This is a genomic window from Mycolicibacterium arabiense (assembly GCF_010731815.2).
GTDB lineage: Bacteria > Actinomycetota > Actinomycetes > Mycobacteriales > Mycobacteriaceae > Mycobacterium > Mycobacterium arabiense.
Map to the genome: position 1 here is coordinate 4,429,327 of NZ_AP022593.1, position 23,446 is coordinate 4,452,772.

At 68.8% G+C, this 23,446-nt stretch carries 24 protein-coding genes and 1 pseudogene; 17 read left to right on the forward strand and 8 right to left on the reverse strand.

What is annotated here, in order from left to right; genetic code table 11:
* The first annotated feature begins 42 nt into the window (after positions 1-42).
* From G6N61_RS22925 to G6N61_RS22975, 11 genes and pseudogenes are all read left to right on the forward strand, one after another.
* Positions 43-1,593: a DUF6779 domain-containing protein gene (locus G6N61_RS22925; RefSeq protein WP_163921482.1), complete on the forward strand. Its 1,551-nt coding sequence runs from the start codon at positions 43-45 to the stop codon at positions 1,591-1,593.
* A 132-nt stretch (positions 1,594-1,725) separates the two neighbouring features.
* The gene (locus G6N61_RS22930; RefSeq protein ID WP_163921485.1) at positions 1,726-2,655 is read left to right on the forward strand and encodes a Rossmann-like and DUF2520 domain-containing protein; all 930 of its coding nucleotides are present in this window, start codon (positions 1,726-1,728) and stop codon (positions 2,653-2,655) included.
* Complete coding sequence (gene panC / locus G6N61_RS22935) at positions 2,652-3,596, forward strand: pantoate--beta-alanine ligase (protein WP_163921488.1); 945 nt, start codon at positions 2,652-2,654, stop codon at positions 3,594-3,596. The genes G6N61_RS22930 and panC overlap by 4 nt, the downstream gene beginning before the upstream one ends.
* Positions 3,596-3,664, forward strand: a pseudogene (locus tag G6N61_RS22940) (aspartate 1-decarboxylase); the annotation flags it as partial. The gene panC and the pseudogene G6N61_RS22940, both read left to right, overlap by 1 nt.
* Before the next feature lie 29 nt (positions 3,665-3,693).
* Positions 3,694-4,497: a type III pantothenate kinase gene (locus G6N61_RS22945; RefSeq protein ID WP_163921493.1), complete on the forward strand. Its 804-nt coding sequence runs from the start codon at positions 3,694-3,696 to the stop codon at positions 4,495-4,497.
* Between the two features lie 86 nt (positions 4,498-4,583).
* Positions 4,584-6,113, forward strand: coding sequence for a lysine--tRNA ligase (gene lysS, locus G6N61_RS22950; RefSeq protein WP_163925041.1), 1,530 nt, complete (start codon positions 4,584-4,586; stop codon positions 6,111-6,113).
* A 104-nt stretch (positions 6,114-6,217) separates the two neighbouring features.
* Positions 6,218-6,559 carry a histone-like nucleoid-structuring protein Lsr2 gene (gene lsr2 / locus G6N61_RS22955; RefSeq protein ID WP_163921495.1) on the forward strand — a complete coding sequence of 114 codons (342 nt, stop codon included), beginning with the start codon at positions 6,218-6,220 and terminating at the stop codon, positions 6,557-6,559.
* Positions 6,560-6,810: 251 nt separating this feature from the next.
* A complete protein-coding gene (gene clpC1 / locus G6N61_RS22960; protein WP_163921513.1) occupies positions 6,811-9,348 on the forward strand; it encodes an ATP-dependent protease ATP-binding subunit ClpC in 2,538 nt (845 codons plus the stop codon).
* 225 nt (positions 9,349-9,573) lie between these two features.
* Positions 9,574-9,789, forward strand: a complete 216-nt coding sequence (locus tag G6N61_RS22965; RefSeq protein ID WP_163921516.1) for a CbtB domain-containing protein — start codon at positions 9,574-9,576, stop codon at positions 9,787-9,789.
* A gap of 31 nt (positions 9,790-9,820) precedes the next feature.
* Positions 9,821-10,624, forward strand: coding sequence for a CbtA family protein (locus G6N61_RS22970; protein ID WP_163921519.1), 804 nt, complete (start codon positions 9,821-9,823; stop codon positions 10,622-10,624).
* An 8-nt stretch (positions 10,625-10,632) separates the two neighbouring features.
* Positions 10,633-11,184, forward strand: coding sequence for a histidine phosphatase family protein (locus tag G6N61_RS22975; protein ID WP_163921522.1), 552 nt, complete (start codon positions 10,633-10,635; stop codon positions 11,182-11,184).
* Here the strand turns inward: G6N61_RS22975 and G6N61_RS22980 are convergent.
* Both G6N61_RS22980 and mhuD read right to left on the reverse strand, forming a co-directional pair.
* Positions 11,174-12,514 carry a serine hydrolase gene (locus tag G6N61_RS22980; protein WP_179973512.1) on the reverse strand — a complete coding sequence of 447 codons (1,341 nt, stop codon included), beginning with the start codon at positions 12,512-12,514 and terminating at the stop codon, positions 11,174-11,176. The genes G6N61_RS22975 and G6N61_RS22980 overlap by 11 nt on opposite strands.
* A gap of 53 nt (positions 12,515-12,567) precedes the next feature.
* Positions 12,568-12,879, reverse strand: coding sequence for a mycobilin-forming heme oxygenase MhuD (mhuD, locus tag G6N61_RS22985; protein WP_163921525.1), 312 nt, complete (start codon positions 12,877-12,879; stop codon positions 12,568-12,570).
* 43 nt (positions 12,880-12,922) lie between these two features.
* Between mhuD and G6N61_RS22990 the strand changes: the two genes are divergently transcribed.
* On the forward strand, positions 12,923-13,693 hold the full coding sequence (locus G6N61_RS22990) for an alpha/beta fold hydrolase (protein ID WP_163921528.1): 771 nt from the start codon (positions 12,923-12,925) through the stop codon (positions 13,691-13,693).
* Here G6N61_RS22990 and G6N61_RS22995 read toward each other — a convergent pair.
* Positions 13,667-13,888 (reverse strand): hypothetical protein, encoded by a 222-nt coding sequence (locus G6N61_RS22995; protein ID WP_163921531.1) that lies wholly within the window; start codon positions 13,886-13,888, stop codon positions 13,667-13,669. The two genes, G6N61_RS22990 and G6N61_RS22995, sit on opposite strands and share 27 nt — an antisense overlap.
* Positions 13,889-13,959: 71 nt before the next feature.
* Between G6N61_RS22995 and G6N61_RS23000 the strand changes: the two genes are divergently transcribed.
* Positions 13,960-14,925 carry a helix-turn-helix domain-containing protein gene (locus G6N61_RS23000; protein WP_163921535.1) on the forward strand — a complete coding sequence of 322 codons (966 nt, stop codon included), beginning with the start codon at positions 13,960-13,962 and terminating at the stop codon, positions 14,923-14,925.
* Positions 14,926-14,938: 13 nt separating this feature from the next.
* Here the strand turns inward: G6N61_RS23000 and G6N61_RS23005 are convergent, their stop codons facing one another.
* Entirely contained in the window at positions 14,939-16,291 is a 1,353-nt protein-coding gene (locus G6N61_RS23005; RefSeq protein ID WP_235887266.1) for a bifunctional lipase/adenylate cyclase LipJ, read from the reverse strand.
* Between the two features lie 40 nt (positions 16,292-16,331).
* Positions 16,332-17,240 (reverse strand): iron-sulfur binding domain-containing protein, encoded by a 909-nt coding sequence (locus tag G6N61_RS23010; protein ID WP_163921538.1) that lies wholly within the window; start codon positions 17,238-17,240, stop codon positions 16,332-16,334.
* Here G6N61_RS23010 and G6N61_RS23015 point away from each other — a divergent pair.
* A complete protein-coding gene (locus tag G6N61_RS23015) occupies positions 17,239-17,859 on the forward strand; it encodes a carbonic anhydrase (RefSeq protein ID WP_163921540.1) in 621 nt (206 codons plus the stop codon). The two genes, G6N61_RS23010 and G6N61_RS23015, sit on opposite strands and share 2 nt — an antisense overlap.
* An 82-nt stretch (positions 17,860-17,941) precedes the next feature.
* On the forward strand, positions 17,942-18,727 hold the full coding sequence (locus G6N61_RS23020) for a hypothetical protein (protein WP_179973513.1): 786 nt from the start codon (positions 17,942-17,944) through the stop codon (positions 18,725-18,727).
* An 80-nt stretch (positions 18,728-18,807) separates the two neighbouring features.
* Here the strand turns inward: G6N61_RS23020 and disA are convergent, their stop codons facing one another.
* The 3 genes from disA to G6N61_RS23035 are packed head-to-tail and all read right to left on the reverse strand — an operon-like array spanning position 18,808 to position 22,040.
* Positions 18,808-19,944: a DNA integrity scanning diadenylate cyclase DisA gene (gene disA / locus G6N61_RS23025; protein WP_163921544.1), complete on the reverse strand. Its 1,137-nt coding sequence runs from the start codon at positions 19,942-19,944 to the stop codon at positions 18,808-18,810.
* 15 nt (positions 19,945-19,959) lie between these two features.
* Positions 19,960-21,348 (reverse strand): DNA repair protein RadA, encoded by a 1,389-nt coding sequence (gene radA, locus G6N61_RS23030; protein ID WP_163921547.1) that lies wholly within the window; start codon positions 21,346-21,348, stop codon positions 19,960-19,962.
* A 50-nt stretch (positions 21,349-21,398) separates the two neighbouring features.
* The gene (locus G6N61_RS23035) at positions 21,399-22,040 is read right to left on the reverse strand and encodes a copper chaperone PCu(A)C domain-containing protein (RefSeq protein WP_163921550.1); all 642 of its coding nucleotides are present in this window, start codon (positions 22,038-22,040) and stop codon (positions 21,399-21,401) included.
* Positions 22,041-22,400: 360 nt separating this feature from the next.
* On the opposite strand from G6N61_RS23035, the gene G6N61_RS23040 reads away from it, so the two are divergent.
* On the forward strand, positions 22,401-22,889 hold the full coding sequence (locus G6N61_RS23040) for a CarD family transcriptional regulator (RefSeq protein ID WP_163921553.1): 489 nt from the start codon (positions 22,401-22,403) through the stop codon (positions 22,887-22,889).
* 7 nt (positions 22,890-22,896) lie between these two features.
* On the forward strand, positions 22,897-23,445 hold the full coding sequence (ispF, locus tag G6N61_RS23045) for a 2-C-methyl-D-erythritol 2,4-cyclodiphosphate synthase (RefSeq protein WP_163921557.1): 549 nt from the start codon (positions 22,897-22,899) through the stop codon (positions 23,443-23,445).
* The last annotated feature ends 1 nt before the right edge of the window (position 23,446 follow it).

A 23,446-nucleotide genomic window follows, 5' to 3' on the forward strand; every position in this document is an offset into this window, starting at 1 on the left:
CGGTCGACACGCGACGCGACCTGTGACCGGTACAGTCCTCCCATGGCCGATCCGACCCGTGGTGTGCGCCCCCGGCGCGCCAGCCGCAGGCCGGGTGGAGCGCTGCTGACGACGTTGCTGGTGCTCGCCATCATCGCGAGTTCGGCCCTGGTGTTCACGAATAGCGTTGAGCTGCTGAAGCTTGCGGTCATCGTCGCGCTCTGGGCGGCGGTGGTCGCCGCGTTCGTCTCGTTCATCTATCGCCGACAGGCCGACGTGGATTCGGCGCGTGCCCGCGACCTCAAGCTGGTGTACGACCTGCAGCTCGATCGGGAGATCTCAGCCCGCCGCGAGTACGAACTCGGCCTCGAATCGCAGTTGCGCCGCGAGCTGAGTTCGGAGCTGCGCGCACAGTCGGCCGATGAGGTGGCAAGCTTGCGTGCCGAACTGGCGGCGCTGCGTGCCAACCTCGAGATCATCTTCGACGCCGACCTCTCGCATCGGCCTGCGATCGAGACCGAGCGGACGACCGTGCATCGCTTCCCCGACTGGGATCGCGTCGGCGACCAGCCGGGGGAGCGCGAGCGCGTTGCGACCCCCGGTCGCGTGGTCAGCAGCCGCATCGACGCCGAGGACGCCGACGAGGCGGAGCCGAACACCGAGGAAAGCCCGATCATCGACGTCCCGGTCGAGCCGCCACCGGAGCCCGAGCGCCCGGCGTCGGAGTTCGGCGGTGCCCATCGGCTGGGGTCGGAGTCGGGCACGCCCATGGGTCCCCCTACCGCGACGTGGCCGCCCCCGCCTGGACCCACTGCCGCACCGAGCCCGGCCTTCACGCCGCCACCACCGCCCCCGCCGCCGACGCGCGCGCCGGAACCCGCAGCGACGCCGCCCGAACCCGAGGTGCGGGTGTCGTGGCTGTCCACCCCGCCGCCACCGGTGTCACCCGCCCCGCCGCCCCCGGTGGCGCCCACCCCGCCACCACCGGTGTCACCCACCCCGCCTGCCGCTCCCGCACCGGACGTGCCGCCCGCTGCGCGCTCACCGTGGCAGGAGCCCGAGCGGCCGGGCAGGCACACCTCCACCAACGACGCCCCGGGCTGGCGTCCGGCCCCTGCCGAGGGCGAGTTCATCCCGGCCGGCACGCCGGGCAGCAACTGGGTGTCACCCGTCGTGGAGCCGACGCCGGAGCCCACCGAGCCACCAGCGCCGGAGCCCAGCGAGCCGCCGGCGGCTGAAGCCAGCCAGCCACCCACCCAGCCACCCACCGAATCACCCGTCGCGCCGCCCAGCGAGCCGGCCGTGCCGCCGGTGATGGCGCCGCCGCCGACCGAGTCCCGCGGCCGCCACTCGGGCAGCGACGCCGCTGCCGACGACGGTCCCCGCCGGGCGCGGCACTGGGCCCCGGGCGTCGACCCCGGTAAGGCCCCGACGCCGCCGACCCTGGCGTCGCCCTCGCCGGACCGCGCTGCCAGGCATCGTCCGCCGGAGGAACCCGAGGACACCGAGGAACCGCAGGGACAGCACGCGGACGGCATGCCCGCGTCGGAACTGCTGGCGAGGTTGCAGGCGGGCGCAGGTGGTGGCGGCCGTCGGAGACGGCGAGAAGACTAGGGCCGTCGGAGACGGTTAGGGACTAGGGCCGAACAGGCCGTTGCCCCCGATGAGTTAATCTCTTGGCGGCCGTCCGGTACCCGCTGAGCGGGCCTGGAACGAACGAAGAACGACGTCAGCGAGGTCGTCTAGGTGGGGACGCCCAACGGATTCCGTCCAGCACGGCTGTCGGTCGGCATCATCTCGGCCGGTCGGGTCGGGACCGCGCTCGGCGTGGCACTCGAACGGGCCGAGCACGTCGTGGCGGCGTGCAGTGCCATCTCCAAGGCGTCGCGGCGCCGGGCCGAACTCCGGTTGCCCGAGACCCCCGTGCTCCCGGTGCACGACGTCGCCGCACGAGCCGAGCTGCTGCTGCTGGCCGTGCCCGACGTCGAACTGCCGGGTCTGGTTGCGGGGCTCGCGAGCACCGGTGCGGTCCGACCCGGCACCATCGTGGTCCACACTGCCGGCGCCAACGGAATCGGCGTCCTGTCGCCGCTGACCGAACTCGGCTGCATCCCGCTGGCCATCCACCCGGCGATGACGTTCACCGGCGCGGATGAGGACATCGCGCGGTTGTCGGAGGCCTGCTTCGGCATCACCGCGGCCGACGAGATCGGCTACGCGATCGCGCAGTCACTGGTGCTCGAGATCGGTGGCGAACCGTTCCGCGTGCGCGAAGATGCCCGCACGCTCTATCACGCGGCCCTCGCCCACGGCGGGAACCACGTCATCACCGTGGTGCTCGACGCCGTCGAGGCACTTCGCGCCGCCATCAAGGGCCAGGAACTGCTCGGCCAGGAACTGGTCGGCGACGGGCCCGGCGGCATCGCCGAACGCGTTCTCGCGCCGCTGGCACGGGCCTCGCTGGAGAATGCGCTGCAGCGTGGGCAGAGTGCGCTCACCGGCCCGGTGGCCCGCGGCGACGCCACAGCCGTCGCCGGGCACCTCGCCGCGTTGCGGGAAGTGGATCCGGAACTGGCGCAGTCATATCGAGCGGTTTCGTTGCGAACGGCCCAGCGTGCCCACGCGCCCGCCGACGTGTTCGCCGTGTTGACCGCAGAGTCGGAAGGATCGTCGTGATCACTCGCAGACCGCCGAAGTTCAACCCGGGTGACCTGAACGTCTACTCGAAGCCGGCCGACGTGTCCGACGTGTCGCGTGCGTTGCGCACCACCGGCCGACGCGTGGTGCTGGTGCCGACGATGGGCGCGCTGCACGAGGGGCACCTCTCGCTGGTGCGCAAGGCCAAGGCCGTCCCCGGCGCGGTGGTCGTGGTGTCGATCTTCGTCAACCCCTTGCAGTTCGGCGCCAACGAGGACCTGTCCGCCTACCCACGCCCACTGGAGGACGACCTCGCCGTATTGCGGGACGAGGGCGTCGAGATCGCGTTCACCCCGAGCGAGGCCGACGTGTACCCCGCCGGTCGGCGCACCACCGTGCACCCCGGGCCGCTCGGCGCAGAACTCGAAGGTGCCTCTCGGCCAGGGCATTTCGCTGGGATGCTGACCGTCGTGCTCAAGCTGCTCAACATGGTGGCACCCGATCAGGCGTTCTTCGGGGAGAAGGACTACCAGCAGTTGGTCCTGGTGCGTCAGATGGTCGCGGACCTCGACCTCGGCGTCCGGATCGTGGCCGTGCCGATCGTGCGCGAAGCCGACGGGTTGGCGATGTCGTCGCGCAATGTCTACCTCGACGAGGTGCAGCGCGAGCAGGCGGGCGCGCTGTCCGCAGCGCTGCTGGCGGGCCTGTACGGGGCGGCCGGTGGCGCGCAGGAGGCGTTGGAGGCCGCGCGTGCCGTGCTCGTCGAGGTGCCCGCACTCGAGGTCGACTACCTCGAGGTGCGCGACGTCTGGCTCGGCCCGGCGCCCGCGGAGGGGCCCGCCCGGATGCTCGTGGCGGCGCGGCTCGGTGCGACCAGGCTGCTCGACAACATCGCGATAGACGTCGGCGCGTCCGCCGGGATCGACGGCCACTCAAGGGTGGAGTCGGACGCCGACCGCGAATTCCCCTGGAGGCTCTGATGTTTCGGACCTTGCTCGAGTCGAAGATCCACCGCGCGACGGTGACCCAGGCTGACCTGCACGGCGTGGCCGACCCGTTCTCGGCGCGGTAGCGGCCGTGCTCCTCGCAATCGACGTACGCAACACCCACACCGTCGTCGGCCTGGTGTCCGGATCGGGCGATCACGCGAAGGTGGTGCATCACTGGCGCATTCGCACCGAGTCCGAGGTGACAGCCGATGAACTCGCCCTCACCATCGACGGGTTGATCGGCGACGACGCCGAACAACTCACCGGTGCCACGGGCTTGTCGACGGTGCCGTCGGTGCTGCACGAGATCCGGGTGATGCTCGAACAGTACTGGCCGACGATTCCGCACGTGCTGATCGAACCCGGTGTGCGAACCGGGATCCCGCTGCTCGTCGACAACCCCAAGGAAGTCGGGGCCGACCGCATCGTGAACTGCCTCGCCGCCTATCAACGGTTCCACTCCGCCGCGATCGTCGTCGACTTCGGATCGTCGATCTGCGTGGACGTGGTGTCGCACAAGGGGGAATTCCTCGGCGGCGCGATCGCGCCCGGCGTGCAGGTCTCCTCGGATGCCGCGGCAGCGCGGTCGGCAGCCCTGCGGCGGGTCGAGTTGACCAGGCCCCGTTCGGTGATCGGCAAGAACACAGTCGAGTGCATGCAGGCCGGCGCGGTCTTCGGATTCGCCAGCCTCGTCGACGGTCTGGTGAACCGGATTCGCGAGGACGTCGACGGGTTCGGCGGTGACGACGTGGCCGTGGTGGCCACCGGTCACACTGCACCGCTCGTCCTTCCCGACCTGCACACCGTCGGGCACTACGACCCCCACCTGACCCTCGACGGCCTGCGACTGGTGTTCGAGCGCAACCGCGACGGCGCGCGGGGCAAGCGCTAGCGGAAGTGCGGGCGAGGCCCCACCACGCAGACCTGGAGCCCTCACGTCGAGGGGAGCGGTCGGGAGTTCATTTAAGCTGGCACGTCGTGAGCACTGCTGATCGTCCCGAGAGCCGCGAGGTCTCCGACCCCGGCCCCGACGTCCCCGAACAGTTCCGGATTCGGCAGGCCAAGCGGGAGCGGCTGATCGTAGAGGGCCGCGACCCCTACCCGGTGGAAGTGGCAAGGACCCATACGCTCGCCGAGGTCCGCACGACCCACGCCGACCTCGAGCCGGGCGCGGAGACCGGTGAGTTCGTCGGTGTCGCAGGCCGCGTCGTGTTCGCGCGCAACTCGGGCAAGCTGTGCTTCGCGACGCTGCAGGAGGGCGACGGAACGCAGCTCCAGGTGATGATCAACCTGGCGAAGGTGGGTCAGGAGTCGCTGGATTCGTGGAAGGCCGACGTCGATCTGGGCGACATCGTGTTCGTGCACGGCGAGGTGATCAGCTCGCGGCGGGGCGAATTGTCTGTGCTCGCCGATTCCTGGCAAATCATTTCCAAGGCATTGCGGCCGCTTCCGGTGGCCCACAAGGAAATGAGCGAGGAGTCCCGCGTCCGGCAGCGCTACGTCGATCTGATCGTCCGTCCCGAGGCCCGCACGATTGCGCGGCAGCGCATCGCGGTGGTGCGCGCCGTGCGTTCCGCGTTGGAGCGGCGTGGGTTCCTCGAAGTCGAGACGCCGATGTTGCAGACGCTGGCCGGCGGGGCCGCCGCACGGCCATTCATCACGCACTCCAATGCGCTCGACGCAGACCTCTACCTCCGCATCGCGCCGGAACTGTTCCTGAAGCGATGCCTAGTCGGCGGTTTCGAGCGGGTCTTCGAGTTGAATCGCAACTTCAGAAACGAAGGCGCCGATTCGACGCATTCGCCGGAATTCGCGATGCTGGAGACATATCAGGCCTTCGGAACGTATGACGATTCCGCAGTCATGATGCGGGAGATGATTCAAGAGGTCGCCGACGAGGCGATTGGCACCAGGAACGTCACCTTGGCCGACGGCACTACCTACGATCTCGACGGAGAATGGGCCACCGTCGAAATGTATCCGTCGCTGTCGGAGGCGTTGGGCGAGGAGATCACCCCTGACACCGAGGCGTCGTACCTCTGGGCGGTGGCCGACCGATTGGGTGTCGAGATCGCCCGTGACCGCGGCTACGGGCACGGAAAGCTGGTCGAGGAGCTGTGGGAGCACACGGTCGGAGAGACCCTGTGGGCGCCAACGTTCGTGCGTGACTTCCCCGTCGAGACCGCACCGTTGACGCGGGCCCACCGGAGCCTTCCCGGCGTGACCGAGAAATGGGACCTGTACGTCCGGAAGTTCGAGTTGGCGACCGGCTATTCCGAACTCATCGACCCCGTGATCCAGCGGGAGCGATTCGAGGCCCAGGCGCGCGCGGCGGCGGCCGGTGACGACGAGGCAATGGTGCTGGACGAGGATTTCCTCGACGCACTCGAGTACGGGATGCCACCCACCACGGGCACCGGAATGGGCGTCGATCGGCTGCTGATGGCTTTGACGGGCTTGTCCATTCGCGAAACCGTTTTGTTCCCGATAGTGCGACGCCAAGGCTGACCGCACGTTCAGTTATCATACTTCTTGAATGATTCGTTTTTTCATGCCAATATTGCGTATGGGTTCGGGTGAACCCATTGGGGGCAGAAGGGTCGTGTGGGCTAATGGCGAAGAAAGTTACCGTCACCTTGGTCGATGATTTCGATGGTGAGGCAGCCGCCGACGAGACCGTTGAATTCGCGCTCGACGGGGTGAACTACGAGATCGACCTTTCCGCGAAGAATGCCGCAAAGTTGCGCAACGACCTGAAGTCATGGGTCGAGGCGGGCCGCCGGGTCGGTGGCCGCCGTCGTGGCCGCTCGGCGGGCACCGGTCGCGGCCGTGCCTCGATCGACCGCGAGCAGAGCGCAGCCATCAGGGAGTGGGCGCGCCGCAACGGCCACAACGTCTCCACCCGCGGCCGGATCCCGGCCGACGTCATCGACGCCTTCCACGCCGCAACGTAGGCCGACGTTGCCGTTCCCGGCGTCGCGCCGGCGTGGCGCGGGGTCCGTTCGCTAGCGGCGAAGCGCATGCGCCGAAATGCGGAAACGATTCGCATTCCCCTTGCGTTGCTCTAGTGCATCACCGGGTAGCCGGAGACAGGCGGGGCATGCCCGGCCTTCGCCCACTACAGTGGACCGTGGGTGCAGGGCGTGGTGAACACGCCGAGAAGTTTCACGAGCTGCGCTATTTGATGGAGAGCAGGTAACCACCGATGTTCGAACGCTTTACTGACCGCGCACGGCGCGTCGTCGTTCTGGCCCAAGAAGAAGCCAGGATGCTCAATCACAACTACATCGGCACCGAGCACATCCTCCTTGGACTCATCCACGAGGGCGAAGGCGTTGCCGCGAAGTCGCTCGAGTCGTTGGGCATCTCGCTCGAAGGCGTGCGCAGCCAGGTCGAGGAGATCATCGGTCAGGGCCAGCAGGCTCCGTCCGGCCACATCCCCTTCACCCCGCGAGCCAAGAAGGTGCTGGAGCTGTCGCTGCGCGAAGCGCTGCAGCTCGGCCACAACTACATCGGCACCGAGCACATCCTGCTCGGCCTGATCCGCGAAGGCGAGGGCGTGGCCGCCCAGGTGCTGGTCAAGCTGGGCGCCGAGCTGACGCGCGTGCGCCAGCAGGTCATCCAGCTGCTCAGCGGCTACCAGGGCAAGGAGACCGCCGAGGCGGGTACCGGCGGCCGTGGTGGCGAGTCCGGCAACCCGTCGACGTCGCTGGTGCTCGATCAGTTCGGTCGCAACCTGACCGCCGCCGCGATGGAGGGGAAGCTCGATCCCGTCATCGGCCGCGAGAAGGAGATCGAGCGGGTCATGCAGGTGCTGTCCCGCCGCACCAAGAACAACCCGGTGCTGATCGGCGAGCCCGGCGTCGGCAAGACCGCCGTCGTCGAGGGCCTGGCCCAGGCGATCGTGCACGGCGACGTGCCCGAGACGCTGAAGGACAAGCAGCTCTACACGCTCGACCTCGGATCGCTGGTCGCGGGCAGCCGCTACCGCGGTGACTTCGAGGAGCGGCTGAAGAAGGTGCTCAAGGAGATCAACACCCGCGGCGACATCATCCTGTTCATCGACGAGCTGCACACGCTCGTCGGCGCAGGTGCCGCAGAGGGCGCGATCGACGCGGCCAGCATCCTCAAGCCGAAGTTGGCCCGTGGCGAACTGCAGACCATCGGTGCGACCACCCTCGACGAGTACCGCAAGTACATCGAGAAGGACGCCGCTCTCGAGCGCCGGTTCCAGCCGGTCCAGGTCGGCGAGCCCACGGTCGAGCACACCATCCTGATTCTCAAGGGCCTGCGCGACCGGTACGAGGCGCACCACCGGGTCTCGATCACCGACGGTGCCATCGCGGCCGCGGCCACCCTGGCCGACCGCTACATCAACGACCGCTTCCTGCCCGACAAGGCGATCGACCTGATCGACGAGGCCGGCGCCAGGATGCGAATCCGCCGGATGACTGCTCCGCCGGACCTGCGCGAGTACGACGAGAAGATCGCCGATGCGCGCCGGGAGAAGGAGTCCGCGATCGACGCGCAGGACTTCGAGAAGGCCGCCAACCTCCGCGACAAGGAGAAGCAGCTCGTCGCGCAGCGCGCCGAGCGGGAGAAGCAGTGGCGTTCGGGTGATCTCGACGTCGTCGCAGAGGTCGACGACGAGCAGATCGCCGAGGTGTTGGGCAACTGGACCGGTATCCCCGTGTTCAAGCTGACCGAGGCCGAGACCACGCGTCTGCTCCGCATGGAGGACGAGCTGCACAAGCGGATCATCGGCCAGGAGGACGCCGTGCGGGCGGTCTCCAAGGCGATCCGGCGCACCCGCGCCGGCCTGAAGGATCCGAAGCGGCCGTCGGGCTCGTTCATCTTCGCCGGCCCGTCCGGCGTCGGTAAGACCGAGCTGTCCAAGGCGCTCGCCGAGTTCCTCTTCGGCGACGACGATGCGCTGATCCAGATCGACATGGGCGAGTTCCACGACCGCTTCACCGCGTCGCGGCTGTTCGGTGCCCCTCCCGGGTACGTCGGCTACGAAGAGGGCGGCCAGCTCACCGAGAAGGTGCGGCGCAAGCCGTTCAGCGTGGTGCTGTTCGACGAAATCGAGAAGGCGCACCAGGAGATCTACAACAGCCTGTTGCAGGTCCTTGAGGATGGTCGTCTCACCGACGGTCAGGGTCGCACGGTCGACTTCAAGAACACCGTGCTGATCTTCACCTCGAACCTCGGTACGTCTGACATCAGCAAGGCGGTTGGCCTCGGCTTCACCCAGGGTGGCGGCGAGAACAACTACGACCGGATGAAGCAGAAGGTCAACGACGAGCTGAAGAAGCACTTCCGCCCCGAGTTCCTCAACCGCATCGACGACATCATCGTGTTCCACCAGCTGACGCAGGAGGAGATCATCACGATGGTCGACCTCATGATCGGCCGGGTCGGCAAGCAGCTTGCTGCCAAGGACATGACGATGGAGCTGACCGACAAGGCCAAGGCCCTGCTGGCCAAGCGCGGCTTCGACCCGGTGCTGGGTGCGCGACCGCTGCGTCGCACGATTCAGCGCGAGATCGAGGACCAGCTGTCCGAGAAGATCCTCTTCGAGGAGATCGGTCCCGGCCAGGTCGTCACCGTCGACGTCGAGAACTGGGACGGCGAGAGCGGCAAGACCGAGGACGCGGTGTTCACGTTCAGCGGTGCCCGCAGGCCGGTCATCGAGCCGGATCTGGCAGGCGCAGGCGCTGGCGGAGCAGCAGTGACCGAGTAACCACGCAGTACGCGAACGCCCCCGACGCGAGTCGGGGGCGTTCGTGCGTTCGGGGGCTTGCCGTCGATCTTGAACCCGTCGACGGCTCCGCGTGGTTGAATGCTGCTGTACCCGACGGCGAAGGAATCTGGTGAGAATCCAGAACGGTCGCGCCACTGTCATAGTCAGACCCGACGCCGTCACCACCTCTGAAACGGGACGCGAACTCCCGAAAGGACGACCGACATGAACTCAGCCGACGCACGCACGAGCGCAGCGCCCGCCCTCGACCTCTCCGCCACCCGCGCGGCGGTGTGGCTTTCTGCCACCGCCTTCCTCGCCCTGCTCGTCCTCTACTTCGTCGGCATGGACCAGGGCGCGACGTCGGTGTTCGGCAACAGCACCGTCGTGCACGAGTTCGTCCACGACGCCCGGCACCTTCTCGGATTCCCCTGCCACTGATACGCGGGACGAGGAGGGACGACAAACCAATATGGAGAAGCAGATCATCGGGCGCGGCCTTCTGGCAGGCGCCCTTGCAGGACTGTTCGCGTTCGTGTTCGCACGGATCTTCGTCGAACCCGTCATCGACCGGGCGATCGGCTACGAGGACGGCGTAGGCGCCGCGCACGAGGCGATGGAGCACGCGGCGTCGGCTGCGGGGCACAGCCACGGTGAGGATGGCGGCGGGTTCTCACGCGCCATTCAGATGAACATCGGCATGGGTCTCGGCGTGCTCGCGTTCAGCGTCGCCATCGGTGCGTTGTTCGCGGTGGTGTTCGCCGTGGCGTACGGGCGGGTCGGGAACGTCTCGGCCAAGCTGCTGTCGCTGTACGTCGCAGGTGGAATGCTCTTGAGCCTGTACGTCATTCCGTCGTTGAAGTACCCGGCGAGCCCACCTGCGCTCAGCCTGGACGAGACGATCCGTCAGCGGACGCTGCTCTACCTGGCGATGGTGGTGCTGTCGGCGGCGTTGCTCGTCGGCGCGGTTGCGCTCGGCCGGCGGTGGTCGGCGAAGTTCGGCGCCTGGAACGCGTCGCTGGCGGCAGCGGGGACCTACGTCGTCGCCGTTGCCGTGGTGATGCTGATCCTGCCGACGATCGACGAGACGCCGGGCCCGCTGCGCGACGACGCGGGCGCGATCGTCTACGAGGGCTTCCCAGCCGACGTGCTGTACGACTTCCGGTTGTACTCCCTCGGGGTGCAGGTCGTCATGTACGCGACGATCGGCCTCGCCTTCGCGGCGCTGGTGTCGAAGGTGCTCGACGGTCGACGCCACGACGCGTTGGCGGCCTGAGCAACTCGGTGAGTGAAGTCGTCCGGCTGACCTTGGTGTCGCACGCCATGACCGATGCCATGGCAGCCGGACGCTTCCCGATCGACGAGCCGCTCAACGGGCTCGGACAACGGCAATTGGACGCCACTGTCGAACTCGGTCCGATCGACGCGGCGGTGTGCGGGCCGGAGAAGCGGACCCGTCAGACCGCAGAACTGCTCGGTCTTCGCGCCGAGACCGACGACGCGCTGGCCGACCTCGACTGCGCCACATGGCGCGGTCAGGTTCTCGGCGGGGTGCCGCCCGCGGAACTCGCCGTCTGGCTGACCGATCCGACGCAGGCCCCGCACGGCGGGGAGTCGGTGGTCGACGTGATGATCCGGGTGCGTAAGTGGCTCGACTCGCTGGCGGATCGGCGGGGGAGGCTGGCCGCGGTGACGCATCCGGCCGTGATCCGGGCAGCCGTACTGGTTGCCCTCGACGCGCCGCCGAGGTCGTTCTGGCGGGTCGACGTGGCACCTGCCAGCAGGACCGTGATGCATCTGCGCGGTCAGGCGTGGACGCTGCGCTCTACCGGTTAGGCGGTCCGACCGAGATCAATCCGAAGGCCTGCGTGGCGATCGACAGCAGCCATCCGGCGGCGATCTGACTGCGGTAGGCGGGCCAGTTGAGCTGGAAGCTGACCACCCAGCCTTGGCCGGTGCGGTCGGTGGCGTACCAGCTGAACGTCAGGTCGCCCGGCAGGTTGCCGCCCTTCGACGCGATGTACGTCCAGGTCTTCGGGTCGAGTTCGATGCCGGGGGTGGCCGACAGGATCGCCCGGACCGGTGCGGCGGGCCCGACGGCGGAGGCCTGCAGCGCTGCGTGCACGCGGCAGACGTCCATCGCGGTGCCGTACCACTCCGCCCCGTAGGGCGACGCCGGCGTGCGGGTGCGTTCGGGGTCGGGCTCGTACGGCAGGACGTTGGTCTGGTGCAGCAGTTCCGCGCGGCGCTGCGGCGACGCCTGCTTCCACTCCTCGCGTACGTCCGGCTTGCCCCAGCCGACGGAGAACATCTCGTGCGCGGTGGGGAACGGCGTCATCGCCGCCGGGTCGTGGTGGCCCGCCGTGGCCAAGGCGCGTTCCACCGCGCCCGGCCCGAGCCGCTCGATCAGCATGTCGGTGGCCATGTTGTCGCTGGCCGAGATCATCTCCTGCGCGGCGTCTCGCACCGACACGCTTGCCCCCGGCGGCAGGTCGTCGAACCCGGCGGAGCCGACGACCTTGGCCTCCTTGGTGATCACCAGTTGCTCGTCCCAGGTGAGGGTGCCCGCGTTGACGGCTTCGCTGACGGCCAGCAGCACGTACAGCTTGAAGATCGAGGCCAGCGGCAGCGATTCGTCGACGTTGGTGCCCACGACCTTGGTGCACTTGCCGCTGGACACCTTCGACGCGGCGTACGAGTAGCGGGCGCCCGACTTGGTGATCTCGGCGTCGACGTCCGACCACTGCTTGATCTGCGGCTTGACCAGCGTCATGTCGAAGCGGTCGACCAGACCGGCGTCGTTGGTGCGCAGCTTGACGTCCTGGGCCACCTGATACGAAGTCAACAGATGCAGGGTGGCCGACCCGGCACCGACCTCGATGCCGGTGACGGTGATCGGCCGGTCCGCCCACAGGCGGTCCATGGCACCGGCGACGGGTTCGATCAGCTCCGGGCTGGCGAGGGTGCCGACGGTGACGGTACCGATGGGCCAGTCCGAGTTGACCATGTCGACGAGCTGCTTGGCCCGCAGCCCCTGCGGGGTGTTCGTGTCGATCCGAGTCCCGTACGCGGCCTCGGCGGGAGCCGGACCGGTAGGAGAGCAACCGCAGGCCAGGACTGCGACCAGCATCGCGGCGATCGTCGCTCCGACCACCCGGTGTCGCATCCGGCCTGCGTTACGCCGTGGCGCCGGTCCTCGTGACATCGATTCCCACGTCGCTACGATCCCGACCGCTGGACGTCGAGCACGACCTCGAACTCGAGCAGTGACGCACCGGTGGCGACGGGATTCGCGCGCTGGCCGGCGTGGGCTTCTACCGCCGGGCCGCTGGCCCAGGCCTCGAATGCCTCTTCGGACTCCCACTGCGTGACGACGAAGTAGCGGTCCTCGCCCTTGACCGGGCGGAGCAGCTGGAAGCCGAGGAAGCCGGGCTGGCCGTCGACGGCGTGGGCGCGGTTCGCGAAGCGCTTCTCCAACTCGGGGCCGGCGTCCGGCGGAACTTCGATCGCGTTGATCTTCACCACGGGCATGGGCATCAGGCTACCGCCCCTGGTGCCGGGGCAGTATTAGCCCATGCGGACCGAACTGCTGACCGACAGGGGCGGTCGGGGTGAGCCGGTGGTGCTGGTGCACGGTCTGATGGGGCGGGGGAGCACTTGGTCGCGTCAGATCCCGTGGCTGACCGACGTCGCCCGGGTCTACACCTACGACGCGCCATGGCACCGCGGCCGTGACGTCGAGGATCCGGAGCCGATCAGCACCGAGCGGTTCGTCGCCGATCTCGGCGACGCGGTGGTCTCGCTCGGTCGGCCGGTGACGCTGGTCGGTCATTCCATGGGCGGCCTGCACTCGTGGTGTCTGGCCGCCGAGCGGCCGGACTTGGTGCGTGCTCTCGTCGTGGAGGACATGGCGCCGGACTTCCGCGGGCGTACGACGGGACCGTGGGAGCCGTGGGTGTACGCACTGCCGGAGGAGTTCACGTCGCACCGGCAGATACTCGACGCGTTCGGTGACGTCGCGGGGCGCTACTTCGCCGAGGCGTTCGACCGCACGCCGACGGGGTGGCGGCTGCACGGCCGCACCGAGCGCTGGGTCGAGATCGCGGCGCAGTGGGGTACCCGCGACTACTGGAAGCAGTGGCACGCGGTGCGGGCGCCGACGCTGCTGATCGAGGCGGGCAACTCGGTGACTCCGCCCGGTCAGATGCGCCGCATGCACGAGACCGGTTTCCGGACAACCCTTTTGGATGTTCCGGGCGCCGGCCACCTGGTGCACGACGATGCGCCGGAGGAATACCGCCACGCGGTGCTCGCGTTCTTATCGACGTTCGCCGGAGGCGCCTGACGCCGGCCAGGCCGGGCTCTGCTCGAAGCGGGTGCGCGCGGCATCGGCATCGTGCTGGATGCGGTACCAGTCGGGGTCGTCGGCGACGCCGTCGTAGTAGGTCCGGATCGGCTGGCCGCGGTGCGACGACCAGCTCAGCAGGGCGGCCACGGCGAACGGTGCGGCGAGGATGAGGAAGGTGAGCAAGATGTCCATGGCAGCAATTGTTCGACCTTTGAGATCCCGCCAACAGTGGCAGAACTGACTGAGGAGGATAAGATACTGCCATGATCAAGACCGTCTCAGCTCTGGTGCTCGACGGGTTGGCCGTCTTCGAGTTCGGCGTCCTGTGCGAGGTGTTCGGCATCGACCGCTCCGCCGAGGGAGTGCCGAACTTCGACTTCAAGATCTGCGGGCCCGAACCGGGCAAGCCGCTGCGGACGTCGGTCGGCGCCTGGATCACCCCGGACCACGGCTACGAGGACCTCGTCGGCGCCGACCTCGTTGCGATCCCCGCCATCTCGGGCCCGACCTATCCGGAGGAGGCGCTCGCCGCGATCCGCAAGGCCGCCGAATCCGGGTCGATCATCCTCACCGTCTGCTCGGGCGCCTTCGTCGCGGGTGCTGCCGGTCTGCTCGACGGGCGAGCCTGCACGACGCACTGGATGCACGCCGACGAATTGGCCGCCATGTACCCGACGGCCAAGGTCGACCGCAACGTCCTCTACGTCGACGACGGCAACCTGATCACCAGTGCGGGCACGGCTGCGGGCATCGACGCCTGCCTGCACCTGGTGCGCCGCGAACTGGGCAGTGAGGTCACCAACGTGATCGCACGCCGGATGGTCGTCCCGCCGCACCGCGACGGCGGTCAACGCCAGTACATCGATCAGCCGATCCCGGTGCGATGCTCGGAAGGCTTTGCGCCGCACCTTGATTGGATCCTCTCCAACCTCGAGAAGCCGCACACCGTCAACACGCTGGCCAAGCGGGCGAGCATGTCGGCGCGGACGTTCGCGCGGCGCTTCGTCGAGGAGACCGGTCGTACGCCGATGCAGTGGGTGACCGACCAGCGCGTGCTCTACGCCCGCCGGCTCCTCGAGGAGACCGACCTGGACATCGACCAGGTCGCAGACCGGTCCGGGTTCGGCACCGCGACGCTGCTGCGCCATCACTTCCGGCGCATCATCGGCGTGACGCCGTCGGACTACCGGCGCCGGTTCGCCTGCACCGACTGTGCGGCGACGGCCTGACCCATCCTCGGAGCTACAGCGAGTAGAGGTGCCACGGCCCCGGCACGCCCTTGAGGTCGTGCACGCCGCGTGAGGTGAACGTGCGCAGCGAGCCCGCGACGATCTCGCGGACCGTCGAGGACACCAGCACTTCACTGGGACCTGCCAGCGCCGCGATCCGCGCCCCGATGTGCACCGCCATGCCCGCGATGTCGTCGCCGCGCATCTCCACCTCGCCGGCGTGCACGCCCACGCGGACCTCCAGGCCGATCGACGCTACGGCGTCGACGATGGCCTCGGCGCAGTCCAGGGCGCCGCTCGGGCTGGTGAACGTCGCGATGAAACCGTCTCCGGCGGTGTTGATCTCGTGCCCGCGGAATCTATCGAGCGTGTTGCGCACCGTGGCGTCGTGGTGGTCGAGCAGATCGCGCCAGCGGTCGTCGCCGAGCGTGGCCGCCCGCGCCGTCGACCCCACGATGTCGGTGATGACGACGGTGCTCAGCACCCGTTCGGCGTCGGCCTCCCCGCGGGACCCGGTGATGAATTCCTCGACCTCGTCGAGCATCGGGCCTGCGTCCCCGATCCAGTACAGGGAGTCGTTGCCGGGCAACTCGACGTAGCGCGCACACGCGATGTGGTCGCCGAGGTAGCGCCCGTGCTCGACGCCGACGAAGGCCGAGTCCCTGCGGTGCATCACCAGTGTCGGAGTGGTGATCGACGAGAGTTTGTGCCGCACATCGGCTCCCGCGATGACCTCACTGGACTTGCGGGCCATGCTCGGGGAGGCGGCCCGATTGCCCGCGTGGTCCCACCAGCTGCGGAACGCACGGTCGGACGCCACCGACGGCGCGACGATGCGCAGCACGTCGAAACCCCGCTCGACGGCGTCTGGTTCGTGCGCGATGGTGGTGAACGGGTTCGCCCCGTCGGACTTGGCGCCGAATTCGTAGTCGGCTGCCCAGAGTGCGCGGGCGCTCGCGTTGACCAGCACCAGGTGGCTGACGCGGTCCGGGTGGTCGGCGGCCAGTAGCAGCGCACTGACCGCGGTGAACCCGGACGCGAGCACCGCTGCGCGCTCGGAGCCGATGGCGTCGAGCACCGTGATCGCGTCCTCCGCCCAGCAGGACGGGGTGACGGTGGCGTCCGACCCGATTCGCGACGACATCCCCATCCCGCGCTGATCGAAGCGGATGACGCGGCAGAAGCTAGACAGTCGGCGGTAGAAGCGGTACATCGCCGGTTCGGCGTCCATCACGTCGATGGGCACGAACGGGCCGGGCATGACGATCAGGTCGACCGGCCCCTCGCCGAGCACCTGGTAGGCGATGTCGAGGTCGAAGCGCGACGCGAACTGGATTCGCGCCGCCTGGAATCGACGACCGGCCACCCGTCGAGGCTAATCCACCGAGCGGTTCCGGCGTGCCGAACTAGCCGCCCTCGCCGGCCAGTGCGAACAACCCGTCGGCGGTCTGTTCGACCAGTCCGTCGCTCAGCAGCGACAGCAGCGCCCGGTCGCGTTGGACGGTGTCGGTCAGCCACACCACGTCGAGTTCGGCGCGCGGGACGGGAGAGGCGTTCGCGCGCAACACGTCCAGCAACCGGCCCCGCACCTGTCGATCGGTGCCGGTGAAGCGCTGCGGTCGGCGTGCGGGTGTGGTCGCGGGTGGGTAGCCCGCCGCTCGCCACGCGCACGCGCCCAGCGGACATATGCCGCACTTCGGTGATCGTGCCGTGCACACCGTCGCGCCCAGTTCCATCACCGCGACCGAGAAGCGCGGTGCCCGTTCGTCGTTCGGCAGCAGGGCTTCGACGTCGGCGAGGTCGCGCACGCTGGCGGGCGAATCGGCCCGTCCGTGCACCGCACGGGCGACCACGCGGCGCACGTTGGTGTCGACGACCGGCACCCGCTTGCCGTAGGCGAAGCAGGCCACGGCCCGTGCGGTGTACACCCCGACGCCGGGCAGCGTCAGCAGCGTGTCGACGTCGTCGGGAACCTCGTCGCCGTGGTCGGTGGCGATGGTGGTCGCGCATTCGTGCAGCCGCTTCGCGCGCCGCGGATAGCCGAGCTTGCCCCACGCCCGCAGGACGTCGGCCTGCGACGCCGCCGCGGTCGCCGACGGGGTCGGCCACCGCGCGATCCAGTCGCGCCAGATCGGCTCTACCCGGGCCACGGGGGTCTGCTGCAACATGAACTCACTGACGAGGATCTGCCACGCGCTGACCCCCGGCCGACGCCACGGTAGGTCCCGCTGCTCGCGGTCGTACCAGTCCAGCAAAACCGTGGCGTCGAGGCTCACGGTGCTCTCCGGAAGTGGCTCAGGCAAGATGACACCCATGCCGAATTCGAATCCCGTGAGCGCATGGAAGGCACTACGCGAGGGTAACGACCGCTTCGTCAGCGGTAAGCCCCAACACCCGAGCCAGGGAATTGCCGACCGGGAGCGCCTCGTCGACGGCCAGAAGCCGACGGCGGTGCTGTTCGGGTGTTCCGACAGCCGCGTCGCAGCCGAGATCATCTTCGATCAGGGCCTCGGCGACATGTTCGTCGTGCGCACCGCCGGCCACGTCATCGACTCCGCGGTGCTGGGCTCGATCGAGTTCGCGATCAACGTGCTGGGCGTACCGCTGATCGTCGTGCTCGGCCACGACAGCTGCGGTGCGGTCAAGGCGACGCTGACCGCGATCGACGAGGGCGCGGTACCGGGCGGGTACGTGCGCGACGTCGTCGAACGCGTGACGCCGTCGATCCTGATGGGCAGGCGTGAGGGCATGACGAACCTCGACGAGTTCGAGGCCAAGCACGTCAACGAGACCGTCCAACAGCTCCGTGACCGCTCCACTGCGATCCGCGACGCGCTCGAGGCGGGCACGGTGGCGGTGGTCGGCGCGACCTACCACCTCGCCGATGGACGCACCGAGCGGCGGGCTCACATCGGCGACATCGGCGAAGCCTGACGCGAGTTTCGTCACGAGACTGGACGGCGACACGCCGAGCACGGTCGGACGATAGGGCGTGACCTGCCCTTACCGTTGAAATGTGCTGGATACAGAACCGCATCGGCCGCTGCCGCCGGAGATCTACAAGCGGCGCCGGATGCTCGCGATCGGCGTTGCCGCGTTCGTCATCGCCCTAGTCGTGGCGATCGTGTTCGTCGTCGTGGCGAACTCCTCGGGTGATTCGTCGTCCGGTGAGGGCGCCACGAACAGCCCCACCGCAGCCGCCCCCACACCGCTGCCGGGCGAGAACCCCGAGGTCAAGACCCCGGTTCAGCCGCCGGCCCAGCAGGCGCCGCCCCCGACGCCGACCCCGTCGGCAGCCGTGACGCCGCCGCCGGTGCTGAAGGAGGGCGACGACTGCCCGGATTCGACGCTTGCCGTGAAGGGCATCACCAGCCAGCCCAACTACGTCATCGGCGACCAGCCGAAGTTCACCATGGTCGTCACCAACATCGGCCTGGTGGCCTGCCAGCGCGACGTCGGCGCCGCGGTGCTCGCCGCGTACGTCTACTCGCTGAACAACGACCGCCTGTGGTCGAACCTGGACTGCGCCCCGTCCAACGAGACGCTGGTGAAGACGTTCAACCCGGGCGAGCAGGTCACCACCGAGGTGACGTGGACCGGCATGGGCTCGGCAGCCAACTGCCCACTGCCCCGCGAACCGATCGGACCGGGCACCTACAACCTGGTGGTGCAGCTCGGGAACCTGAGGTCGGCGGCAGTGCCGTTCATCCTCGCCGAGGCGGCGCCGCCCGCGCCGGGTGAGGCCCCGCCGGAGCCGGCGCCCGTGGCACCCGAGGGTGAAGTTCCCGCGCCGGTCGGCTGACCCCCCACTTCCGCCGAACTGGAGAGTCGCGTCGTTCTGCGCGCGCCGCAACGACGTGACTCTCCAGTTCGGCGCAGGACTCAGGCGAGCTGATCGGCGATCGTCGACTCCGCGAGCGCCGACAGGCCCTCCCGGATGTGACGCGCCCACATGGATCCGATGCCGTCGACCGACTGCAGATCGCTCGCACTCGCGGCCAGCACGCCCTGCAGCGAACCGAACGACCGGACCAGCAGATCGACGTGGGCGAACTGCAGTCGCGGAATGCCCGCCATCGCGCGGTAACCGCGTGAACTCATCGCGGAGTCCTGCGCCTCCGCCGTCGACGGATAACCGAAAACCCTTGCCAGGGCGGTGAAGTCGAGCAACTCGGTGTCCGACAGGCCGTCGAGTTCCTCGAGCGTGGCACTCACCTGGGCGCCCGTCGGCGGGTCGGGGTTGGCGTGATAGTCGCGCACGATCAGCTCGCGCGCGGTGTCGTTGTCGCCGACCAACTCCTCGAGCTGCAGCTTGAGCTGCCTGCCGTCGGTGCCGAGTTCGACGACGTCCGCGTCGATCTCGAGGCTGATGCGCCGCACCATCTCCAGGCGCTGCACCACCGTCATGACGTCGCGCAGCGTGACGAAGTCCTCGATCTCTGCCGTGGACAGCTGCCGGTTCACCTCGTCGAGCCGCGTCTTGTACCGCTCGAGCGTCGCGATGGTCTGGTTCGTACGCGACAGGATGGTCGCCGAGTCGGGGACGACGTGCCGCTCGCCTGCGACGTACACGGTGACGATGCTCATCGAGTGGCTGACCGAGATCACCGGATAGCCGGTCTGCACGGCCGTGCGCTCGGCGGAGCGGTGCCTGGTGCCGGACTCGTCGGTGGGGATCGACGGATCGGGGACGAGTTGCACGTTGGCCCGCAGGATGTGCGTGCCGTCGCTCGACAGCACCACCGCGCCGTCCATCTTCGACAGCTCGCGCAGCCGGGTAGGGGCGTAGCGCACGTCGAGTTCGAAGCCACCGTCGCAGATGGCCTCGACGCTCTCGTCGTACCCGAGCACGATGAGTGCGCCGGTGCGGCCGCGCAGGATGCGCTCCAGGCCATCGCGCAACGGGGTTCCGGGAGCGAGCCTGCCGAGCGTCTCGCGCAGCGTCGGCCGCGCCAGCTGCACCACGTTGTTCGGGGTGCCGCGGACTGCTGCCCTGCCGCCGGACTTCACAACGGCCATCGGCCCCTCCTCGGATCAGCCCTTATTGTCTGCGATCTCCCGCAGCACACGCAACGCCCCACCGATGTTGTCGGCATTGAGCAGTCGCAGACCCGCCGGGCCGTCCTTCACCCCTGGCGGCACGATCGCCGACGTGAAGCCCAGTCTGGCCGCCTCGGAGAGCCGACGGTCCATGCCGGTGACCCGGCGCAGATCGCCGGCCAGGCCCACCTCGCCGATGGCGACGGCCGTTGCGGGCATCGGGATGTCGGCGTACGCCGACGCGATGGCCAGGGCGACGGCGAGGTCCGACGAGGGGTCGGTCAGGCGCATGCCGCCGACGGTGGACAGGTAGATGTCGTACGACCCGACCGACAGGTGCGCGCGCTTCTCCAGCACGGCGGTGATCATCGCCGCACGAGACGAGTCGATGCCGCTGACTGCCCGCCGAGGGCTGCCCGTCGACGCCGACCCGATGAGCGCCTGCACCTCGCCGATCAGTGGCCGCTTGCCGTCGAGCGTCACGGTCACCGCGGTGCCCGGCACGGGTGCCGGACGCTGGTCGAGGAATAGTCCGGAAGGATCGGCGACGCACTCGATTCCGTTGTCGTGCAACAGGAAGCAGCCGACCTCGTCTGCGGCGCCGAAGCGGTTCTTGACGCCGCGGACCATGCGCAGCGCCGACGCACGGTCGCCCTCGAAGTGCAGCACCACGTCGACGAGGTGCTCGAGCGAGCGCGGTCCCGCGATGGCGCCGTCCTTGGTGACGTGGCCGACGAGCAGCATCGCGACACCGGTGGTCTTGGCGGCCATGGTCAACGCCGTGGTGACGGCCCGCACCTGGGTGACGCCGCCGGTGACGCCGTCGACCTCGGCCGTGGACATCGTCTGCACCGAGTCGACCACCACGAGCGACGGCTGGACCGCCTCGATGTGGCCCAGTGCGGTCTGTAGATCGGACTCGGCGGCGAGGAACACCTCGTCGTGGCTGCAGCCGGTGCGTTCGGCGCGCAGCCGGATCTGGCCCGCGGACTCCTCGCCGGACAGGTAGAGCGCGCGGCGACCGGTCTCGGCCCAGCGGTGGGCGACCTCGAGCAGCAGCGTGGACTTGCCGACGCCGGGATCGCCGGCGAGCAGCGTCACCGAACCGGGCACCAGCCCGCCGCCGAGGACGCGGTCCAGCTCGCTGATGCCGGTGTGGAAGTGCCGGGTGGCCCCGGGATCGATCGAGCTGATCGGCACCGCGGGGGAGGCGGGCGCGACGGCCCGTCGTACCGCAGCGCCGTGGACCGTCGACAGCACGGCCACCTCGTTCACGGTGCCCCAGGTGCCACAGTCAGGACAGCGGCCGACCCACTTGGCCGCCACGTGACTGCATTCGGAACACCGGAACTGCGAACGTGCCTTCGAGCCGGTTCGTGTCACGCCGTGACGGTATCGGTCACCACCGACAGAACCACTCAGGCGCGCTAGCGCTAGTGGCCGCCGCCCTCGCTGTGGCCGCCGCCGGCTTCTTCGCCGATGGCCGAACCCGAGCCGCCGTTGTGGATCTCCGGCTCCTTGTCGCGGCGCTGGGTCTCGCCGGCCGAGATCGGCACGGCGATGGTGGAGGAGCCTGCCTTCTCGAAGGTGAAGGTGAAGTCGTAGTTGATGCCGTTGGTGATCGGCTTGGTCAGCGCGACCTTCGCCTCGGCCGCATCGACCACGTCGACCGCCTCGAGTGCACTGACCTGGCCGTCGGGGGTGCCGACGACGAGGCTTCCGTTGGCGGGCACCTCGGTCTTGCCGGTGACGCTGACGGTCCCGAACTCCGAGGTGATCGAGACGAGCTTGTCGGGCTCCTCGGCAGATCCGTTGATCGCGACGAAGATCAACTCGGCATCGGTGCCCGGCTCGACGTAGTCGGTGGTCTGGGGTGCGCGCAGGTGCAGATTGCGGAGGGCGATGCCGTACGTCGGCTGGCCGACCCACACGTTGGTGCCGTTGATGGCCGGCTGCTGCATGGCGGTCTGCGAGATCTGCCCGGCGCCACATCCGGAGAGCAGAACCGTCGCGGCGACGCCCAGGGCGGCGACGCCCGACGTGACGGCGGACGAGCGCGATCGGGAGCGGTTCACTCAGGCCTCCTGCTCGGCAAGGCAGCGCGACGGACGGGCGTCCGGTGCTTCGACTATGCAGAGTAGTAGGTGCCGTTCGACCGCGGTAGCCGAGGTGTCTCACCCGCCGCCGGGACCGCCGCGCCGACACCCCGCGCACGAGCGAAAAGGCGCGAGCCGCTTCGGAAGGCGGGTCTCGCGGCGGTCCGCCTGCGGCCCGGAAAAGGCCTCCCGGCGGTTTGCCGAGCACTTGCTTGGTTGCACGGATTCGTTACGGTGTCAACCCCTTCTCTTCACCGGCGGTGCCCCTGACCTGCATCGTTGACATACGCCCCCTCCAGCCCCGTGTTAGGATGGACACGTGAAAGGGGCTTCATTCTGATGATTTTCAAGGTCGGAGACACCGTCGTCTATCCACACCACGGTGCTGCGCTGATCGAGGCGATTGAAACCCGGACCATCAAGGGCGAGGCGAAGGAATACCTCGTCCTCAAGGTCGCCCAGGGTGATCTGACCGTTCGGGTCCCCGCTGACAACGCAGAGTACGTCGGCGTGCGGGACGTGGTGGGTCAAGAAGGTCTGGACAAGGTCTTCCAGGTGCTGCGGGCGCCCCATACCGAGGAGCCGACCAACTGGTCGCGTCGGTACAAGGCCAACCTCGAGAAGCTCGCCTCCGGTGACGTGAACAAGGTCGCCGAGGTCGTTCGCGACCTGTGGCGTCGCGATCAGGAGCGCGGACTGTCGGCAGGCGAGAAGCGCATGCTGGCCAAGGCGCGGCAGATCCTCGTGGGCGAGCTGGCTCTGGCGGAGAACGTCGAAGACGAGAAGGCCACGATCATTCTCGACGAGGCGCTGGCCGCCGCGTCCTGACCCGATCATGACCGGGGTGCCACGGATCGGTCTCGGCACCGACGTACATCCCATCGAGGCCGGCCGGCCGTGCCGGCTCCTGTGTCTCGAATTCGTCGACGCCGATGGCTGCGCCGGGCATTCCGACGGCGACGTCGCTGCGCACGCCTTGTGCGATGCGCTGCTCAGCGCGGCGGGGCTCGGTGATCTGGGTTCGGTGTTCGGCACCGACCGCGACGAGTGGCGCGGTGTCACGGGCGCCGAGATGCTGCGTCACGTACACGGTCTCGTGCTGGCCGAGGGCCTTCGCGTGGGCAATGCGGCGGTGCAGGTGATCGGGAACAGGCCCAAGGTGGGGCCACGGCGGGCGGAGGCGCAGACGGTGTTGTCCGAACTGCTGAACGCTCCGGTCTCGGTGTCCGCCACCACCACCGACGGTCTCGGTCTCACGGGCCGCGGCGAGGGGTTGGCCGCGATCGCGACGGCCCTGCTGGTGACCGACGAGCGCTTGCGCGAGGAGTCGACTGGCCCCGACGAGCGCTTGCGCGAGGAGTCGACTAGGTCAGATGACGGTTAGA

Coding starts and splice junctions, on each gene's coding strand:
- G6N61_RS22990 (WP_163921528.1), top strand. CDS start 12,923: ATGCGGACCGAACTGCTGACCGACAGGGGCGGTCGGGGTGAGCCGGTG.
- G6N61_RS23015 (WP_163921540.1), top strand. CDS start 17,239: ATGCCGAATTCGAATCCCGTGAGCGCATGGAAGGCACTACGCGAGGGT.
- G6N61_RS23000 (WP_163921535.1), top strand. CDS start 13,960: ATGATCAAGACCGTCTCAGCTCTGGTGCTCGACGGGTTGGCCGTCTTC.
- G6N61_RS22965 (WP_163921516.1), top strand. CDS start 9,574: ATGAACTCAGCCGACGCACGCACGAGCGCAGCGCCCGCCCTCGACCTC.
- mhuD (WP_163921525.1), bottom strand. CDS start 12,879: ATGCCCGTGGTGAAGATCAACGCGATCGAAGTTCCGCCGGACGCCGGC.
- G6N61_RS22995 (WP_163921531.1), bottom strand. CDS start 13,888: ATGGACATCTTGCTCACCTTCCTCATCCTCGCCGCACCGTTCGCCGTG.
- disA (WP_163921544.1), bottom strand. CDS start 19,944: ATGGCCGTTGTGAAGTCCGGCGGCAGGGCAGCAGTCCGCGGCACCCCG.
- clpC1 (WP_163921513.1), top strand. CDS start 6,811: ATGTTCGAACGCTTTACTGACCGCGCACGGCGCGTCGTCGTTCTGGCC.
- G6N61_RS22925 (WP_163921482.1), top strand. CDS start 43: ATGGCCGATCCGACCCGTGGTGTGCGCCCCCGGCGCGCCAGCCGCAGG.
- G6N61_RS22980 (WP_179973512.1), bottom strand. CDS start 12,514: ATGCGACACCGGGTGGTCGGAGCGACGATCGCCGCGATGCTGGTCGCA.
- lsr2 (WP_163921495.1), top strand. CDS start 6,218: ATGGCGAAGAAAGTTACCGTCACCTTGGTCGATGATTTCGATGGTGAG.
- ispF (WP_163921557.1), top strand. CDS start 22,897: ATGACCGGGGTGCCACGGATCGGTCTCGGCACCGACGTACATCCCATC.
- G6N61_RS23010 (WP_163921538.1), bottom strand. CDS start 17,240: ATGGGTGTCATCTTGCCTGAGCCACTTCCGGAGAGCACCGTGAGCCTC.
- G6N61_RS23040 (WP_163921553.1), top strand. CDS start 22,401: ATGATTTTCAAGGTCGGAGACACCGTCGTCTATCCACACCACGGTGCT.
- G6N61_RS22970 (WP_163921519.1), top strand. CDS start 9,821: ATGGAGAAGCAGATCATCGGGCGCGGCCTTCTGGCAGGCGCCCTTGCA.